Source organism: Yeosuana aromativorans (assembly GCF_014646655.1).
GTDB classification, from domain to species: domain Bacteria; phylum Bacteroidota; class Bacteroidia; order Flavobacteriales; family Flavobacteriaceae; genus Yeosuana; species Yeosuana aromativorans.
Window position 1 is genome coordinate 326,389 of sequence record NZ_BMNR01000001.1, and the last position, 18,806, is coordinate 345,194.

General features: G+C 34.2%; 13 protein-coding genes. 4 read left to right on the plus strand and 9 right to left on the minus strand.

Going from position 1 to position 18,806, the window contains the following annotated elements; translation table 11 throughout:
• A complete protein-coding gene (ilvD, locus tag IEW94_RS01315) occupies positions 1 to 1,680 on the minus strand; it encodes a dihydroxy-acid dehydratase (RefSeq protein ID WP_188649462.1) in 1,680 nt (559 codons plus the stop codon).
• A gap of 579 nt (positions 1,681 to 2,259) precedes the next feature.
• On the opposite strand from ilvD, the gene metK reads away from it, so the two are divergent.
• On the plus strand, positions 2,260 to 3,513 hold the full coding sequence (gene metK, locus IEW94_RS01320; RefSeq protein WP_188649463.1) for a methionine adenosyltransferase: 1,254 nt from the start codon (positions 2,260 to 2,262) through the stop codon (positions 3,511 to 3,513).
• A 1-nt stretch (position 3,514) separates the two neighbouring features.
• Here the strand turns inward: metK and IEW94_RS01325 are convergent, their stop codons facing one another.
• Positions 3,515 to 4,543 carry a glycosyltransferase family protein gene (locus tag IEW94_RS01325; RefSeq protein ID WP_188649464.1) on the minus strand — a complete coding sequence of 343 codons (1,029 nt, stop codon included), beginning with the start codon at positions 4,541 to 4,543 and terminating at the stop codon, positions 3,515 to 3,517.
• Between the two features lie 9 nt (positions 4,544 to 4,552).
• Positions 4,553 to 5,422 carry a UDP-2,3-diacylglucosamine diphosphatase gene (locus IEW94_RS01330; protein WP_188649465.1) on the minus strand — a complete coding sequence of 290 codons (870 nt, stop codon included), beginning with the start codon at positions 5,420 to 5,422 and terminating at the stop codon, positions 4,553 to 4,555.
• 236 nt (positions 5,423 to 5,658) lie between these two features.
• Between IEW94_RS01330 and IEW94_RS01335 the strand changes: the two genes are divergently transcribed.
• Positions 5,659 to 6,438: a hypothetical protein gene (locus tag IEW94_RS01335; protein WP_188649466.1), complete on the plus strand. Its 780-nt coding sequence runs from the start codon at positions 5,659 to 5,661 to the stop codon at positions 6,436 to 6,438.
• 4 nt (positions 6,439 to 6,442) lie between these two features.
• Entirely contained in the window at positions 6,443 to 7,057 is a 615-nt protein-coding gene (locus IEW94_RS01340; RefSeq protein WP_188649467.1) for a deoxynucleoside kinase, read from the plus strand.
• On the opposite strand, the gene IEW94_RS01345 is transcribed toward IEW94_RS01340, so the two are convergent.
• The 6 genes from IEW94_RS01345 to IEW94_RS01370 form a co-directional block, all read right to left on the minus strand.
• Complete coding sequence (locus tag IEW94_RS01345; protein ID WP_188649468.1) at positions 7,054 to 8,820, minus strand: hypothetical protein; 1,767 nt, start codon at positions 8,818 to 8,820, stop codon at positions 7,054 to 7,056. The genes IEW94_RS01340 and IEW94_RS01345 overlap by 4 nt on opposite strands.
• The gene (locus IEW94_RS01350; RefSeq protein WP_188649469.1) at positions 8,808 to 9,992 is read right to left on the minus strand and encodes a DUF4249 domain-containing protein; all 1,185 of its coding nucleotides are present in this window, start codon (positions 9,990 to 9,992) and stop codon (positions 8,808 to 8,810) included. Before IEW94_RS01350 ends, IEW94_RS01345 begins: the two co-directional genes overlap by 13 nt.
• A 2-nt stretch (positions 9,993 to 9,994) precedes the next feature.
• On the minus strand, positions 9,995 to 12,760 hold the full coding sequence (locus tag IEW94_RS01355) for a TonB-dependent receptor (protein ID WP_229669413.1): 2,766 nt from the start codon (positions 12,758 to 12,760) through the stop codon (positions 9,995 to 9,997).
• A 12-nt stretch (positions 12,761 to 12,772) separates the two neighbouring features.
• Positions 12,773 to 13,504, minus strand: a complete 732-nt coding sequence (locus tag IEW94_RS01360) for a hypothetical protein (protein ID WP_188649470.1) — start codon at positions 13,502 to 13,504, stop codon at positions 12,773 to 12,775.
• A gap of 271 nt (positions 13,505 to 13,775) precedes the next feature.
• A complete protein-coding gene (locus tag IEW94_RS01365) occupies positions 13,776 to 16,154 on the minus strand; it encodes a sodium-translocating pyrophosphatase (protein WP_188649471.1) in 2,379 nt (792 codons plus the stop codon).
• A 130-nt stretch (positions 16,155 to 16,284) separates the two neighbouring features.
• The gene (locus tag IEW94_RS01370; protein ID WP_188649472.1) at positions 16,285 to 16,812 is read right to left on the minus strand and encodes an inorganic diphosphatase; all 528 of its coding nucleotides are present in this window, start codon (positions 16,810 to 16,812) and stop codon (positions 16,285 to 16,287) included.
• 253 nt (positions 16,813 to 17,065) lie between these two features.
• On the opposite strand from IEW94_RS01370, the gene IEW94_RS01375 reads away from it, so the two are divergent.
• On the plus strand, positions 17,066 to 18,715 hold the full coding sequence (locus IEW94_RS01375) for a SulP family inorganic anion transporter (RefSeq protein ID WP_188649473.1): 1,650 nt from the start codon (positions 17,066 to 17,068) through the stop codon (positions 18,713 to 18,715).
• Positions 18,716 to 18,806 lie beyond the last annotated feature (91 nt).

The window sequence follows — 18,806 nt, forward strand, 5'->3', positions numbered from 1 at the left end:
TTAAAATTCATCGGTAACGCATCCTCTTGATGCTGATGAAACGGTTCTTGCATATTTATAAAGTACACCTCGGTCGAATTTTAATTTTGGTGCTGTCCACTTTTGTTTTCTTTGTTGTAATTCTTCATCTGAAACGTCCAACGAAATGGTATTGGTTTCAGCATCGATTGTTATGATGTCCCCGTCTTTTACTAAAGCAATGTTACCACCATCTTGCGCCTCAGGCGTGATGTGCCCCACTACAAATCCATGTGTTCCTCCAGAGAAACGTCCGTCAGTAATCAAGGCCACATCCTTTCCTAGTCCAGCTCCCATTATGGCCGCTGTAGGTTTCAACATTTCAGGCATGCCTGGGCCGCCTTTAGGGCCTTCATACCGAATGACCACAACATCACCTTTTTCCACTTTTCCATCTCTAATTCCATCATTAGCGTCATATTCGCCATCAAATACCTTGGCTTTCCCTTGAAAGCGCAATCCTTCTTTTCCGGTAATCTTGGCTACACTACCCTCTGTGGCTAAATTGCCATATAGCATGCGTAAATGTCCTGAAATTTTAATTGGGTTTTCAAGTGGTTTTATCACGTCTTGTCCTTCTGATAAATCTGGAACATCCAATAGGTTTTCTGCTAATGTTTTTCCTGTTACGGTCAAACAATCGCCATGCAACAGACCTTTTTTCAATAGATATTTTAAAACGGCAGGAATACCGCCAACGGCATGGACATCTTCCATTAAATATTTACCGCTAGGTTTTAAATCGGCAAGGAATGGCGTGTTATCACTAATGTTTTGAAAATCCTTTAAGGTAAAATCTATTTGAGCTGCTCTGGCTATGGCCAAAAAGTGTAATACAGCATTGGTAGAACCTCCTAAAATAGTCACCAACCTTATGGCATTTTCCAAAGACTTTCTGGTGATGATATCTGAAGGTTTAATATCCTTTTCTAGTAATACGCGCATGGCTTCACCAGCTTTTATGGCTTCTTCCCTTTTTTCTTTTCCTGTTGCTGGATTTGATGAGTTGTAAGGCAACGCCATTCCCAAAGCTTCAATGGCAGACGCCATGGTATTAGCCGTGTACATACCACCACACGCTCCAGCGCCTGGGCACGCTTTTTGAACAATACTTTTAAACTCAGCTTCGCTCATGGTTCCCGCCACTTTACTTCCCCAAGCTTCAAAAGCTGATACAACATCCAGTTTTTTACCTTCATGACAACCAGAATCAATGGTTCCACCATATACTAAAATTGAGGGTCTGTTCAAACGAATCATGGCCATTAAAGCCCCAGGCATATTTTTATCACATCCCACAACAGTAATTAACCCATCATAACTCATGGCTTGCACCACCGTTTCCATGGAGTCTGCTATAATATCCCGAGAAGGCAATGAATAACGCATGCCTGGCGTTCCCATAGAGATACCATCACTCACACCAATGGTATTAAAAATGAGTCCGACAATATCTTCATTTTGCGTACCCTCTTTTACCAGTTTAGCCAAATCATTCAAATGCATGTTACAAGGATTCCCTTCATAACCTGTACTGGCTATTCCAACCATGGGTTTGTAAAAATCTTCGTCTGTCAATCCAATGGCGTGCAACATAGCCTGAGCCGCTGGTTGTGTTGGATCCTGAGTAACTGTCTTACTATATTTATTGAGTTTATTCATGTTTATATGGATAATAATGTTCGTTATCCGAGTTTAAATGTTTTAAAAAATTATTCGAAATTAATTCATTACGTTTTTAATTATTATACCCATTGGTTTTCAAGGTTAAATCCACCACACTACAAAATGAACTAAAATTTTGATTAACAGCTATTTAATTCAATATTTTTATGATGTTCAATATGTAAAAAATCCAATAAAAAAACCTTCCATTTCGGGAAGGTTCTATAAAACTTATTGATTTTTTAATGTACCATTCCCTATCCCTGTGACAGAACCACAATGACAATAATAGAAATGATATTTAAAATTTGTTCTTTCATTTTAGCTTAATAAATATTTAGAAATAAAAATTAACATCCTAATTATTTATTAAAAAACACAAAATCCAATTTGTTTTCCTTTAATTTTTTTACTTTTGTAGCCACAAATAATAGAGGAAAGATTTGACTGATTGCAACCTCTTCTAATTAATTTTTGAATTGAAAGATTCTGAAATTAATTCAGAATAAAAAATGCTAAAGGCAGTGCAAACTCCCTGAGACGTTATCGTCAAATCTTCATCATAAATTTAAATATATGTCATATTTATTTACTTCAGAAAGTGTTTCTGAAGGACACCCAGACAAAGTAGCCGACCAAATCAGTGATGCGCTAGTAGATAATTTTTTAGCCTTTGACGCCAACTCAAAAGTTGCTTGTGAAACCCTTGTCACCACTGGGCAAGTGGTTCTTGCTGGCGAGGTAAAATCTACCACCTACCTTGACGTTCAAAAAATTGCCAGAGATACCATTAACAAAATAGGTTATACAAAAGGCGCATATATGTTTGATGGCCATTCATGTGGCATTTTTTCGGCCATTCATGAACAGTCTGAAGACATTAACCGTGGCGTTGACAGAGCCAGCAAAGAAGAACAAGGCGCCGGCGACCAAGGCATGATGTTTGGTTATGCCACCAATGAAACCGAAAACTTTATGCCTTTGGCATTGGATTTATCACACCGGATTTTAATTGAATTGGCCAACTTAAGACGAGAAAACAAGGAGATTACCTATTTAAGACCCGACTCAAAAAGTCAAGTAACCATAGAATATAGTGATGACAACATTCCACAACGCATTGATGCCATTGTGGTCTCAACTCAGCATGACGAGTTTGATACGGATGACAGGATGTTGGCCAAGATAAGAAAAGACATTATCAATATTGTAATTCCTAGGGTTGTTGCCAAATTACCAGAACACATTCAGGTTCTATTTAATGATGACATTACCTATCACATCAACCCAACAGGCAAGTTTGTTATTGGTGGACCCCATGGTGATACGGGATTAACAGGACGTAAAATTATAGTGGATACCTACGGCGGAAAAGGCGCCCATGGAGGCGGAGCCTTTTCAGGCAAAGACCCCAGCAAGGTTGACCGCAGTGCCGCTTATGCTGCCAGACATATTGCCAAAAACCTTGTGGCTGCTGGTGTTGCTGATGAAATTCTGGTTCAGGTATCTTATGCCATAGGCGTGGTGGAACCAACCTCCATCTTTGTAGATACTTTTGGGACCTGTCCGTTTAACATGACCGATGGTGAAATTGCCAAGGAAGTGTCAAAATTGTTTGATATGCGCCCAGCCGCCATTGAAGAGCGCTTGAAATTACGTGCCCCTATTTACAGCGAAACTGCTGCTTATGGTCATATGGGACGTAAAAACGAAACCGTTACCAAAGTCTTTGAGCAACCTAATGGAGAATCTGTAACATTGAGTGTGGAATTGTTTACTTGGGAAAAACTAGATTACGTTGATAAAGTAAAACAAGCTTTCGGACTGTAAATTAAATATTCTGTAACAACCGTTCTGACAGTTCTGTTGCTACAATATGATTGGTGATGATCTCGTCAATGATAAACTGCGTTCTATCAGGAAAATCAACATCAATTATGGTATTGCCTTCAATCCATTCTGAAATTGAAGTAACCATTTTTTTATTGAATGATGGCAAGACCAATACGCCCAGTTCTTTCAAACTCTCTGCATTGCAGGCTTGTTCATACTGATTTTTCATGGGCACCACCAATAATTTCTTTTTAAGGTACATAGCCTCAGCAGGTGTTTCAAAACCAGCTCCACAAATCACGCCACTGCTCCACGCCATGGCACGTTCAAAATTACTGTTTGCAATAGGTTTTATCTTGACATTTTTAACACTGTAGGCCTCTTTGGAATGTTTTGAAAACACCTTCCATTTAACACCTTTTATTTTAGATAATACCTTGCTGATTTTTTCATCACTATAAAATGGCAAATACACGATGTAGTAATTCTTTTGTTTAATACTTTGGCGTCGTATATCATTTCTTATGATAGGCGTAAAGATGTTTTTGTCATAGCTTTTAAAATGAAAACTATATCTGGTTGTAGAAGGTGCAAAATATTTTAAAACCAATTTGCCGATAATACTTGGCTTTTTTGGTTTGGGCACTTTTTTTGAAACAAAAGCCCCTTGATGACTTAATGAGATACAATTTAAATCGCCCCTAAAATAACTGGCCCAAGCCGTAATGGGCTCAAAATCATTGATGATTAAATCATAGTCACTTAAGTTGCACTCCCTGATTTCTTTGATTATTTTAAAAATATTATTGGCTTTCAGGGTTTTTAGATAATCGATACCGCCATTTTTCCCAAAGACAAAAACAATACCTCGGCACCTGAATTTTACCGGAAAATCAAAATCAATTTCATACTGCGTCCCACTAATGAGTACATCAACCTCAACACGGTTGTTGAGCATCGCATAAATCTCTTTTGCCCTGCTTAAATGTCCATTTCCAGTTCCTTGAACTGCATACAATATCTTCATTTGGGGTTTTTATTTGGGCCTGATTAAATTAAAATCAGCCAGTAATTCGTTAAAAATTTCCTTGTTGGATTTTTCCAATAAGCGCTCCGTTTTATTGTTGGTTCTTGATTCTAACTTATAGTTGTTTTCATCATATCTGTAAATGGTCCATTTTGATTTATGGTATTCCAAAGCGGTTAAATTTTCTACCCAATCGCCTGAATTCAAATAGGTCACATCTTTTTGCAATGACTGGAACGTTTCAATCTTAGGATGATGAATGTGACCGCACACCACATAGTCATAGTTGTTTTCAGCGGCAATATCAATAGCTGTTTTTTCAAAATTATTGATGTGCTTAACAGCACTTTTCACACTGTTCTTTATTTTTTTTGATAAGGATATTCTGCCTTTGCCCATAGCATTACTCATGCGGTTTACCAAGCTATTGATTAAAATGAGCATATCGTAGCCTTTGGCACCTAATTTGGCCAACCATTTGGAGTGCTGCATGGTTACATCAAACACGTCGCCGTGAAAAAACCAAGCCGTTTTACCATCCAGTTTTAAAACCAATTTATTGACAATTTTAAAGGAATTAATCTTAAAGTTTGCAAATTTACGCAGCATTTCATCATGGTTGCCTGTTATGTAATATACCTCAACACCATCTGTTATCCATTTGATGATGTGCTTGACAACCTGCATATGTGCTTTGGGCCAGTAATTTTTTTTGAACTGCCAAATATCAATAATATCGCCATTAAGAATAACCTTTTTGGGTTTGATGCTCCGTAGGTAATTTAAGAGTTCACTGGCATGGCAGCCATATGTACCTAAATGGATATCAGAAATAACAAGCAGGTCTACTTTTCGCTTTTTTGAACTTTTTTTCGTCATAAACACGCTAAAAAATTACTTCATAAATTTTTATGAAAAGTACATCAACAATGTAACCTGTAACTGTTTTAAAAATTAACACTGTGTTAAATAACTGCTCTTAGAACAGAATAAAAATTATCTAAATGTATGTTTTATGTAACTGCAACATTATGTATGGGTTTTATAGCCTTCTTCAATCATGTTGATTAAAATTTAAAATAATATGGTTTGGTTTTTGTAATTTTCAAGTTCGTATGAAAATCTGGATTGTCACATTATTGCTTGTCTCCTTTTCAATAGTTGCCCAAAAGCCTGTTGATGCCATTTTTATTAAGGAAACACCCCTTAAAGCCAAAACCTTTATTGGTGTTGACAATTTTAAAGCAATGTATGTTATTGACAAGGATGTGCTTTATAAAAAAGACAATGCAAAAACCATTAGCTATAATAATTTGCAGTTAGGGTCTATTACATCCGCAAACGTTTCAAACCCACTAAAAATAAATGTGTTTTATAGAGATTTTAATACGGTTGTCATTCTTGACAATAGACTTGCTGAGATATTCAAATTAGATTTTAATACCATAGAGCCCTACAGGAGCATTTCTTGTATATCATCTGGACATGACAGCACGTTATGGGTGTTTAACCAAATTACCCAACAACTAGAGTTGTATGATTACAAAACCCATGTTAGCCGTGCCAAGACACTCCCTGTTTCAAGTTCTGTATTAGATATAAAAAGTGACTACAATAATTGTTGGCTACTTACAGATGATTATTTATACCAGTATAATTATTTTGGTATATTGATAAATAAAATAAAAAATGAAGGATATATAGCTATAGCTGAAAACAATGAAAACATCATTTTAAAAAAAGGTAATTTATTGTATTATTTAAAGAAGAATACTGATGCCATTGTACCAATCAAATTACCAAATTTGTTAATAAATCAGTTTTCAGTAACCAATGAAACCTTGTATATTTACAACAATGAATTCCTTAAGGAATTCCAATTAAAAACCAACTGATATTATGCATATAGCCATTGCGGGAAACATAGGCGCAGGAAAAACAACGCTTACAAAATTACTGGCAAAACACTATAAATGGGAAGCACAACTTGAAGACGTTGTGGACAACCCGTATTTGGATGATTTTTATAACCAGATGGAGCGTTGGAGTTTTAACCTGCAAGTCTATTTTTTAAACAGTCGGTTTCGTCAAGTATTGCAAATACGTAAAAGCGGAAAGGATATCATACAGGATAGAACCATTTATGAAGATGCCCATATTTTTGCGCCCAATCTTCATGCCATGGGACTCATGACCAATCGTGATTATGAAAATTACAAATCCTTGTTTGATTTAATGGAATCATTGGTTCATGGACCTGATGTCTTGATTTATTTACGAAGTTCTATCCCTAATTTAGTGGCACAAATCCATAAGCGCGGTAGGGATTATGAAAATACCATCAGCATTGATTATTTAAGCCGATTAAACGAACGTTATGAAGCTTGGATCCATGGTTATGATAAAGGCAAACTGTTGGTCATTGATGTTGACCATTTGGATTTTGTTGAAAAACCAGAGGATTTGGGAACTATCATCAATACCATTGATGCAGAAATCAATGGTTTGTTTTAATTGTTGTTGACTTCAATATATTGTTTTGAAACAACATGATTTCCTTTTAATGTAAAACCATCCAATAGAATCTCATAAGTACCTTCCACATCAGACGTATAAAAATCAACTGTTTTCTTGTCTGAATTTAAAAACATCTCTGGAAGCCATAATAACTGAACTCTATAATCCGGAATTCTATCTAATTTACCTAAGGAATTGTTGTTGTAATTAGGCATATAGTATTTTTTGCTGCTCTTGAGAGCACTAAGATTAAAATTAAGCATTCCGCCCTTACTGTCCTTATATCTGAAATCTCCCTTTTTTGATTTAATGTCTATAATACCATTATAAATACTAGGTCCATAAAAATAGATTCCCATAACAATACTTATTTCATCAATTTTATTTACATCATAATCTATAATATCATTACCATTCTGAATCAAAACCCCATCAAAAAGCACCAATGGTTCAAATGAAGGAAAGCCAACTGTTCGTTCATTATAATTATACACCTTAAACTTATAAGAATCTTTATCTTCTCGAATAGCAGCCTCTTTTATAATTTCCACAAATGTTTCCCTTAAGGTAGGGAACCTTGTGTAATCATCCAATTTGTATTTGGCTGTGGGATTACCATAAAAAAGATGGTTAGGTTTTTTGATAATTAAGCTATCTTGTTTAAAATCATGGTAAGCATTTTCTATTTGGTCATAAATACTTTGCTGGATTAACCAATCTTTTATATTAGGATTGAGAGTTAAGTTTTTAAATTCCAATTCATTATTATATTTAAATGTAATGTCATCTAAAACTATACTGTAACGCTCTTTATTGTCACCTATAACTTGAATAATAGCCTTATTATCATCATAATTTTCATAAACATTAAAATAAAACCTGCCTGATAAATCTGTTTTCACATTTTTGTACACATAATTGCTTCCTGGAATTGACAATGCAACTATTTTATTAGAAACAAACGTACCATCTTGTTTTGACACTACTTTCCCTGAAATGATTTCCCCTCTGACTTCTGGAATAAACTTAATGCTGTCTAAAGGTTCATTTTTAGAGACAGTTCTTTTAGACCCATTTTTTCTGACGGCCTCAATGGAACTCACTTTTCGTATTGATATAGCATAATTTCCATAATTACTTTCTCCTAAAACATTATTTATTGTAATAGTGGCTTTGCTTCTGTTTTTATAAGTACTTAAATCTGAAAGTATATTTATACCATCTTCAGTTTTAGCTGAAACTTGTTTATTGGTTTTGGCTATTTCTATTTGGCTCGTTTGGAGTGAATCCGCATTTATTGTTACATTTTTTTCTGATATAAAAGGATTAATAATATTGATATCTTGCTTAAAAAAAGAATTGTCCGGATTATTCTTCATCCATTTTGTATAAGCTACCAATTTGTAATTTCCTGTTTTGACAGTAGGTGGAACAAAAAAATCACCATAGGTAATACCCTTTTCCAACCTGTGCTTATGTGTAAACAAAACCACATTATTATCTCCAATAAGCTCAACGTAAGCTACTTTACTAAAATTGCTTAACCCTTTGTTTCCATCCACCATACAATATAACTTATAGTAGAGTTCTCCTCCAGCTATTATTATGGAATCATTTACTGTAATGCTTATTTTCTCCTTTGGAATATCACCCTTAAAATGGCCCAAGTTATTATTACCCACTTGTCCATAAGAACTATAACCCAAAAGGCAGCACAAAGCAATTAACCTTATTATTGATATATTGACTAATCTTCCCAAAACTCTGGTCTTATTTTTGAAGCAAAAGCTGTACAATCGCCACAATTCCTACTAACTATCGTGTAAATGCCATTACTATATGAGTAAAATTTTAAGCCACCATACTGTACTTGGTCATATAATGTAGAAGCAGATCTTGGTTCTACAGTGTTTAATTCTAAATAGTTACAATCATAAAAATATGGAGGTGGATCCAATTCAAAATCTTGATAATTAAAATATAACCTTTTTGATATTGCAACTGATGAAACATCAAAAAAACCAATGACTTTTTCATTGGGGTCTTGTTGGGAAAACATATTTCCTTGAACAAAACCAGGTTGATTATCAACCAAAACACTAGCATCAGTTCCCAAATCCCTTAAAACTTTATAAAAGTTATAAGCTTCAGCTGACTGCACATATTGTTTCACCAAAATACCGTATCTTTCTCTAATTCTGGAATCATCAATAGGAATAAACCGTAACGGAAAGCTAGAGACCTTATTTTCAGTTGAGCTATTTGAGCTTGTTAAAATTATGTTTGTTGAATTGTTTATTCCATAACAAACACTTACATCTTCAGGTTTTAAAACAAAATCAATAGTATAACTTAATCCGTCATTAGTAACATTAGAGAAAACCATATCATATGGACTGTAGGCAGGAGCAACTATTTTATAAGCTTCCTCATATTCGTACCTAAAAAAATTTGCATCACCTGAACCTGCTTTGCTATCAACTAATACCTGAATGCCTTCTTCACCATCTTTAGTTACTAATTCTGTGTAAACCTTTTCTATATCTACTTTTGGTGGTAAATATTCCTTGTTAGAACTGTACTGCTTTCCATCGGTTGTTGAAATCATTAATTGATAAGAAACTCCTTCAACCGCTTGAAACTCCTCATTGGATAGGTAAACACCACTTTGGGTTTCATGAAAATTATATATATTATTATTGCTATCCTCAATTCTCACGTTGGCATTAGTTTCTAAATCTTGATTTTCACTTTCTAAAGCATAAGTCCTGGACAGTTTAATTTCTTGATGTTTTAATTCATTTGTTATTGTGGCTTCAACCACCAGCGCATCTTGAAATGATTGGGTTACCAACTTAAAAGGCTCTGTACAGCGAATGAAACATAAACTAACTATGAATAGAATTCCAAAATATATCGTTCTCAATTTCATAATTAAAATTTAAAATTATAGGTTATAGTTGGAATAGGTATAGAAAATATTGACGACTTATAGCCTTTTATCTCTCCATTTTCATTCACAAAATAAACCGAATAGGGGTTATTTCTTCCCAAAACATTATAAACAGAAATATTCCAGAAACTATGGGCTAACTTAACATTTTTATGATTTCCTTCAATATTTACCCCAACATCAAAGCGATAATAATCTGGGATTCTATACTTGTTTCTGTCACTATATAACACCTGCTCTTCTCCGTTGTAAATATATTTGCCTACCGGATAAGTAATTGGCCTTCCCGATTGATAATTAAAATTTAAGGAGAAACTATAACGCTTAGTAAGCTTATAATTTGATATTAAATTTATGTCATGTGGTCTGTCTTGATTGGCAGAAAAATACTTTCCGTTATTGACCTGATTTGACAAAAATTTACTGTCTAACCTTATCATTGACCTAGAATAAGAATATGACAACCAACCATTAAATTGTCCTTTTTTCTTTTTAATTAAAAATTCTACCCCATAAGCTTTTCCTTCACCTGGCAACAGTACTGTCTCAATATTTTCATTTAAGACCAACTCTGCGCCTGTTTTAAAATCAAGAAGATTCTTCATTTTTTTGTAATAACCTTCTATGCTAATCTCGTGTGAATTGTCGTCAAAATTTTTATATAGTCCAACAGAAAATTGTTCTGCTCTCTCTGGTTTGATATTTAAATCTGATAATTTCCATGAGTCAACGGGAGAGGCTGTGGTATTTGTTGATAATAAATGGGAATACTGAATTGTTTTATTATATCCTGCTTTTATGGACAATGATGGCGTGATGAAATATCTACTGGAAAACCGTATTTCTGGACCCCCATACGTTTTTATAACCTCATTATTGCTATAAACTTTAGTATCAATTACACTTTCATTACTTATGGGCTGATTTACGTCATAAATATTTTGATTTCTTTTTCCAAGCGCTGCAAACAGTGAATATCTAAATCCAATATCCAATAATAATTTATCATTGACTTCAAATAAATCTGAAATAAATATCGCCGATTCTAAGCCTTTTTCCCTTTCTAAACGCTTACTTTGAACAATAGATTCATCTCCTAAAGGTTTCATGTCACCAGGTTGGATATTGTATAATTTGCTGCTTAATCCATAACTAAATTTATGCTGCTTGCTATAATTGTATTTTGCTACTAATTTTAACTGCGTTTCATTGATACTGTAGCCATAATCAAAATTCCTGTTAAATATCCCTTCATACAATATATTGAACTTATATTGGCTAGAAGCCAATATAAGTGACGACCTATTTTTATCATTAAAGTTATGATCCCATTTAATAGAGGCCAATCTGTTGCCATAACTGTAGATAGAATCTGAAGATATGCTAAACTCATCATTACTTAGATAACCTGTAGCCTGTATCTTATTATTCTCATCTATTTTATGATCATATTTAAAAATGGCATCATAAAAAGAGGCTTTACTATTTTTAATGGACTCTTCAGAAATTGATTTAAGAACCCAGTCAGAATAGGTGGCTCTTACCCCAGCCATAATTGCAACCTTGTCTTTCACTATAGGGGTTTCAAGTGTTAAGTTTCCGGTTATAGGCCCAATATTACCTTCTCCAGAAAATTTTTCCATATTGGCTTCTTTGGTTGAAATATCTATCACTGATGACAATCGCCCCCCAAATTCTGCAGGAATACTTCCTTTATAAATATCAACACTCCCTGTAGCAAATGGATTAATAGCTGAAAAAATGCCGAAAAAATGTGACGGATTATATAAAACAGAATTATCAAAAAGAATTAGGTTTTCATCTACTTTACCACCTCTTACATTATACCCCAAGGCACCTTCACCTGCTGTTTTTATTCCTGGCATTGTGGTCGCAACTTTTAAAACATCACGCTCTCCTAAAACTAATGGAATATTTTTTATTCCCTGAACATCAACTTTTGTTACACCAACAATAGCTTTTTTTACATTATCATCTTTACTGGACTCAATTAACACTTCATCCAACTGCTCTAAAGATTCTTCTAAATTGAAGCTTAAGTCTCCACTACCATACACAATAACTTTTTTACTACTTTGACCATAAGACAGTGATGATATTTCCAAAGTATTGAGCCCTTTTGGAACTTCTATACTAAAAAAACCTGCTTCATTTGTTATTGCACTAATGTTTTTGTCTCTTATTAATATTGTTAAATTTTCAATTGGTCTATTGGTCTTTGAATCCCTAATATATCCTGAAACTGTAAACTTGGTTTTAGAAGCGTTTTTATTTTCTTTTCCCACCGTTAAGAGTTCTACATTTGTATTACCATTTTTGGCGGCCATATACTCTTTTTGAAACACTGGTGTTTTTAGTTCTGTATCGTCATTGTTTTCGTTATTTAAATCTTGACTTTTAAAAAAATCTAGAGGCAACTTAGTTATAATGGCATTGTTTTTTGTTAAAATTATCCTGTCTTTTAAAATGAGATAATTAATATTGGTTTCTCTCAAGATATCATCTAAAATATTGCCTATTGATTCATCTTGATAAGATTTTGAAATCAATGTTTCCTCAAACCAATTTTGTTCATAATAAAACTTAAAACCACTAACATCCTCTAATTTTAATATCGCTTCTTTTATGGATACATTATTAAAACTAATGGTAACTCTTTGTAAGTTTTGGGATACACAAATTTGTGACAATAAAAAAAATAAATATGTAACTATTAGTCTTTTCAAGATTTAAAAATTTTACTGTTGATTAGCACTTAAATTACCTAAAAGCTTTATTAAAAATTGTTGCTTATTTTTTTTAAATAACTTTGAATATGAACTGAAAAAAGTCTTCACTTCACTTTCGCGACCTGGAATGGCTTTCAATAAGTCCTTTTTGGAATCAATTAGATTGAGTTTATTTTTAAAGTTTAAAAAATGCACACTGTGTTCTTTAAATGTGTAATAAATACTTTTATTGATTATTTTCTTTTTTTCTACCTTTTTATACTTTGTATACAGCGAGTACTCCTTGTTTTGGTATGCGACCTCAAAAAAACCGTTTTTGTAATATGGTTCTAAAATAGTATTATTTTTAAGCCTTACAAATCTGTTATTGTCAATCTCAAATTCACTGATCAAACTAGAATTCAAGCTTATGTACTTGAAATTTTTGTTGTCAAACTGTATAATTAACAAATCATTTAGCAAGTCATATTTCATTTTTATGTCAAAATATGGCTGACCATTGTAAACAACCAAACCTTTATGAAAATCATAAGATTTATAAAATTTATGGTCTTCTTTTGATATACTTTTATGGATATCAATATACTCAGGACCATTAAAGATATTATTGTTTTCATTAACTAAAAGTGAATCATAAAACAAATAATATTTTTTATTTACATCTGTGAATGTGGTTTGACTAAAAATGGAACTTGATGCACAAAAAAAAAGAAAAAATAAGAAGAAGATAGAGTTTCTCATAAAGTATGATATAATGCTAGCCATCCCAAAACCCCTCGCATAATAGCTAATAAGCTAATTAATTGCTTTAAAATGTTAAATAATTTCATATCTAAAGTAGTTAAATTTTATTGATTAAGCCCAGACCAAAAGAGAAAATTAGTTGACTTGCAAAAAGTAATTAAACTACTTTTTCTTAAAAATGACAATCAGCTAAAAAGATTAAACCATAAAAAAACCACACACTATATCAGGTATGGTTTTTTGGTTGAATTAATTTAGTTTAGTTTGATTATTGGACTTTTTCTTCAATGATTTTTTCTACATGTACTTGAGATGAATTAGCTTCTGAATTAAGAGCTTCAACATTAGCCTTTACCTCATCTTCAGTTCCTTTAAAAACTTGCTCAGTTGTGTTTTTCTCACCATTCATGTTAGTCACAGTAGTTACTGTCGCTGTATAAACGCCTTCATCATTGTTGTTCATGATTACTTTTACCTCTTTTGAATTCGTTGAACCTTCAGCATAAGCCGTCACAGCATCCTGATCTAAAGCGATACTAGGCGCAATGACCAAGGCCACAACCGACATCAATTTCAATAAGATATTTAGTGAAGGCCCTGATGTGTCTTTAAAAGGATCTCCTACAGTATCACCAACAACAGCCGCTTTGTGTGCATCAGATCCTTTGCGGCCATCAGCTTCAATCATTTTCTTGGCGTTATCCCAGGCACCACCAGCATTGGATTGGAAAATGGCCATAAGCACACCACTTGTGGTCACACCTGCCAATAAGCCTCCTAACATTTGAGGCCCTCCAATAAAACCAATAGCTACCGGAACAGCCAATGCCAACAGACCAGGCAAGACCATTTCTTTAATCGAGGCTTGCGTAGAAATTTCAACACATTTTTCATATTCGGCATATCCATCAGCTTCATCAAATATTTTTCTGTCAGCTTCTGACGCTTTAGACATATCAGAATTGTACTTTCTCATAACTTCAAGAGCCGCATGCAATTGTGGGATATCTTTAAACTGGCGACGTACTTCCTCAATCATGGACATAGCGGCACGGCCAACAGCTTTCATGGATAAGGCTGAAAACAAGAACGGCAGCATGCCTCCAATTAACAATCCAGCCATGATATCAGGTTTTGATACATCAATGGATTTTACATGAGCCGTATGCATAAAGGCTGCAAATAAGGCTAAAGCTGTGAGAGCCGCAGATGCAATAGCAAAGCCTTTACCAATAGCTGCCGTAGTATTTCCTACAGCATCTAATTTATCAGTTCGTTCACGAACTTCTTTTGGTAATTCAGCCATTTCAGCTATACCTCCAGCATTATCAGAGATTGGACCATATGCATCAACTGCCAATTGAATGCCTGTATTGGCCAGCATACCAACAGCTGCAATTGCAATTCCGTACAAACCAGCATAATAATGTGATACTAAAATAGCGACGGCAATTAATATAATAGGAATAGCTGTAGACATCATACCGACTCCTAAACCAGCAATAATATTGGTTGCAGAACCTGTTTCAGATTGTTTCACAATGGATGTAACCGGTTTTGTATCTGTACCCGTATAATATTCGGTTACTTTACCAACAAAGAAACCAGCTATCAAACCAGCAAGAGTTGCCATAAACACTCCAAAAGAACCAAAAGGCAGTCCTTCTATTGTTTCAGGAATCATGGCGTTAATTATAAAATAGGATGCGACAATCATTAAAAATCCTGATCCAAATTCACCCAGATTTAAAGCTTTGTGTGGAGACCCACCATCTTTTACCTTAACAAACAAGGTTCCTATGATAGACATTACAATTCCAACAGCTGCCAAAACCAATGGCAAATATACAGCTCCCAAACCTCCATAACCGGGTGTGATAATAATAGCTCCCAACACCATGGTACCTATAATAGACCCTACATACGATTCAAATAAATCGGCTCCCATACCGGCAACATCACCTACGTTATCTCCAACGTTATCAGCAATGGTAGCTGGGTTTAAAGGATGATCTTCTGGAATTCCTGCTTCTACTTTTCCAACTAAATCGGCTCCAACATCAGCAGCTTTTGTATAAATACCCCCACCAACACGTGCAAATAATGCTATAGAAGATGCGCCTAAAGAAAATCCTGAAAGTACATTTAACACCATCGGGATGTTTTCTGAACCAGGCCATATGTCTTGATAAATCATAAACAAGCTGCTCAACCCTAAAACACCTAATCCTACAACACCTAATCCCATAACAGAACCACCAGCAAAAGCCACTTCTAGTGCTTTGCCCAAAGACGTTCTTGCTGCTTGCGTTGTTCTTACATTGGCTTTTGTAGCCACTCGCATGCCTATAAAACCTGCCAGTGCAGAACAAATAGCACCAACAATAAAAGAAACTGCTACCATGCCACTTGAACCGGTCTCAGAATTACCTTTAAGAAATAATAAAATAGCGACTGCTATTACAAAAATTATCAGAATTTTATATTCTGCTTTTAAAAATGACATCGCCCCATCGGCAATATGCTTTGCAATATTTGTCATTTTTTCATTTCCTGCATCTTGCTTGGTAATCCAAACATTTTTAACAAAAACAAATAGCAATGCTAAAATTCCGAAAGCAGGTAAAAATTTTACTAATAATTCCATATTTAGTGATTAGTTGTTAATGAATTTTATTTTAAAACCGGCTAAAAATAGTAAAATATAATTGATAAAAAAAACCACCTAAAATTAAGATGGTTTTATTTTTTTTGACATTATTTTAAGAATCTACTAATTAAATAGTAAATGTTCTTTTTTTCTTGTGGTCACTTTCTTCATATCGCTTTACACACTCTTCATAAATTTTTATGGCTTCTTCGGCATTGCCCCAACCACCTACATCAACTTTTTTCTCTTCTAAATCTTTATAAACCTGAAAAAAGTGCTCAATTTCCTTTAATCTGTGAGGGTTTAAATCGCTAATATCTTTATTGTTGCTCCAAATTGGGTCAGACACCGGTACACAAATGATTTTTTCATCAGGCCCTTTTTCATCGGTCATATGAAACACACCAATAGGTCTTACTTCCATAACGACCATTGGGTATGTGGCTTGATGCCCTAGAACCAACACATCAAGTGGATCTTGGTCTAAAGCCAAAGTTTCTGGCACAAAGCCATAATCGCCAGGATACATCATGGATGAAAACAACATACGGTCAAAACGGATTTTATGCAATGTGAAATCGTATTCGTATTTGTTTCTACTTCCTTTAGGTATTTCTATTAACACATCAAATGTTACTGCTTTTTTCTTGGACATAATTATTGTTGTATATGTAATTAAAATTTGTTTTAATTCTTCATTTAAAAGGTTGCAAAGATACTCATCCCTCGTTGATTAAGCAATATAAAGAGACTGGTTTTGTAACTTTAACAAAAATGAAGCTATCAATTGTTATTAATGATTTATATCCATTTGACATATCATGATTATTCAGGAAAAAAAATTACCTTCGTGATACCTTCTTCAAAGATCAAAAATTGAACATTAATATCTTATTTCTATTTTAAAAATGAATCCTGAGTTTACCCCCAAATTGTTTTCTATTTTGAAACAAGGTGTCTCAAAAGAGGTTTTCACAAAAGATGTTCTTTCTGGACTTATTGTTGGCATAGTTGCCTTGCCTTTAGCTATTGCTTTTGCAATTGCATCGGGTGTGTCACCAGAAAAAGGAATTATCACAGCCATAGTGGCGGGTATTATCATTTCTTCATTTGGAGGAAGCCGTGTGCAAATTGGAGGTCCAACCGGTGCTTTTATTGTTATTGTTTATGGTATTATACAGCAGTATGGGATAAATGGACTGACCATTGCAACCTTTATGGCCGGGTTTATAATTATTGGTTTGGGCATTGCCAAGCTTGGCAATTTATTGAAATTCATTCCATATTCCTTGATTGTAGGTTTTACCAGTGGTATTGCCTTGATTATTTTTTTATCCCAGATCAATGATTTCTTTGGGTTGGATATTTCAAAAGTCCCTGCCAATTTTATTGATAAATGGATATTATTCGTTAAAAACTTTGACCATTTGAATTGGTACGCCATTGCAATAGCAACAACTACCATCATTATAATGTTGAATTTTCAAAAACTGATTAAAAAAATACCAGGTTCTATTGTTGCCATCATTTTGACCACAGTTGTTGTCAAGATATTTGATATCCCTGTTGACACCATTGAAAGTAATTTTGGAGCTATCCCAAATCATTTAAGCATGCCAACCTTTCCTAAAATTGATTTCAATACCATTCAGGCACTTATTCAGCCCGCTTTTGCCATTGCGCTGTTAGGAAGTATAGAGTCTTTGCTTTCTGCGGTAGTCTCAGACTCGATGATTGGTGGAAAACATCGCTCCAATATGGAACTAATAGCTCAAGGAGCTGCCAACATTGTATCGTCATTATTTGGTGGCATTCCAGCCACAGGGGCTATTGCTAGAACAGCAACCAATGTTAAAAATGGCGGTAGAACGCCCATTGCCGGTATAGTACACGCGCTTGTTTTATTGGCTATTATGCTTGTTTTTGGTCCTTATGCTAAATTAATCCCAATGTCCTGTTTAGCGGGCATTTTGATTGTTGTGGCCTACCATATGAGTGAATGGCGTCAATTTAAATCCATTTTAAAAGGTAACCGAATGGATATTATCATTTTGCTCACTACATTTTTCCTAACCGTAATTTTTGATTTGGTCATTGCTATTGAAATTGGCATTATCCTATCAAGTTTTATGTTTATGAAACGCATGAGCGATTCGGTTTTAATTCAAAATATCTCTTCTGAAAACACTAATGGCGAACATCTTTTTGATGAAGAATTAGCAGATTTGCCTAAAGAAGTTCTGCTCTATGAAATTAACGGGCCGCTGTTTTTTGGTGCTGCCAGGCAGTTTCAAGAAACCATCACAAATACACATTTGCAACCCAAAGTGATTATTATAAGAATGCGGTATGTACCAATGATTGATGCCACTGGCTACCAAAGTTTAAAGGAAATCATCAAAAGTTATAAAGCTAGGCACATTCAGGTCATTCTATCAGGTATTAAAGACGACTTAAAAAAAGACTTCAAAAAAAATGGTATGTTCTTGATTCTGGAAAAAGAATTTGTGGTCAAGGATATCACTTCAGCTATAAACAAAGCCAAGGAACATATTTGATAAAAACTCATTTCATACTAAATCTGGGTAATATGATTTAATGAAAAATTGTTATAAGACCTTGATTTTCAAAAAAAAAAAAAAAAAAAAA

Bases quoted from the DNA above. Each gene is read 5' to 3' on its own strand.
- ilvD (WP_188649462.1), bottom strand. From the start codon at position 1,680: ATGAATAAACTCAATAAATATAGTAAGACAGTTACTCAGGATCCAACA.
- metK (WP_188649463.1), top strand. From the start codon at position 2,260: ATGTCATATTTATTTACTTCAGAAAGTGTTTCTGAAGGACACCCAGAC.
- IEW94_RS01325 (WP_188649464.1), bottom strand. From the start codon at position 4,543: ATGAAGATATTGTATGCAGTTCAAGGAACTGGAAATGGACATTTAAGC.
- IEW94_RS01330 (WP_188649465.1), bottom strand. From the start codon at position 5,422: ATGACGAAAAAAAGTTCAAAAAAGCGAAAAGTAGACCTGCTTGTTATT.
- IEW94_RS01335 (WP_188649466.1), top strand. From the start codon at position 5,659: ATGAAAATCTGGATTGTCACATTATTGCTTGTCTCCTTTTCAATAGTT.
- IEW94_RS01340 (WP_188649467.1), top strand. From the start codon at position 6,443: ATGCATATAGCCATTGCGGGAAACATAGGCGCAGGAAAAACAACGCTT.
- IEW94_RS01350 (WP_188649469.1), bottom strand. From the start codon at position 9,992: ATGAAATTGAGAACGATATATTTTGGAATTCTATTCATAGTTAGTTTA.
- IEW94_RS01360 (WP_188649470.1), bottom strand. From the start codon at position 13,504: ATGAGAAACTCTATCTTCTTCTTATTTTTTCTTTTTTTTTGTGCATCA.
- IEW94_RS01365 (WP_188649471.1), bottom strand. From the start codon at position 16,154: ATGGAATTATTAGTAAAATTTTTACCTGCTTTCGGAATTTTAGCATTG.
- IEW94_RS01370 (WP_188649472.1), bottom strand. From the start codon at position 16,812: ATGTCCAAGAAAAAAGCAGTAACATTTGATGTGTTAATAGAAATACCT.
- IEW94_RS01375 (WP_188649473.1), top strand. From the start codon at position 17,066: ATGAATCCTGAGTTTACCCCCAAATTGTTTTCTATTTTGAAACAAGGT.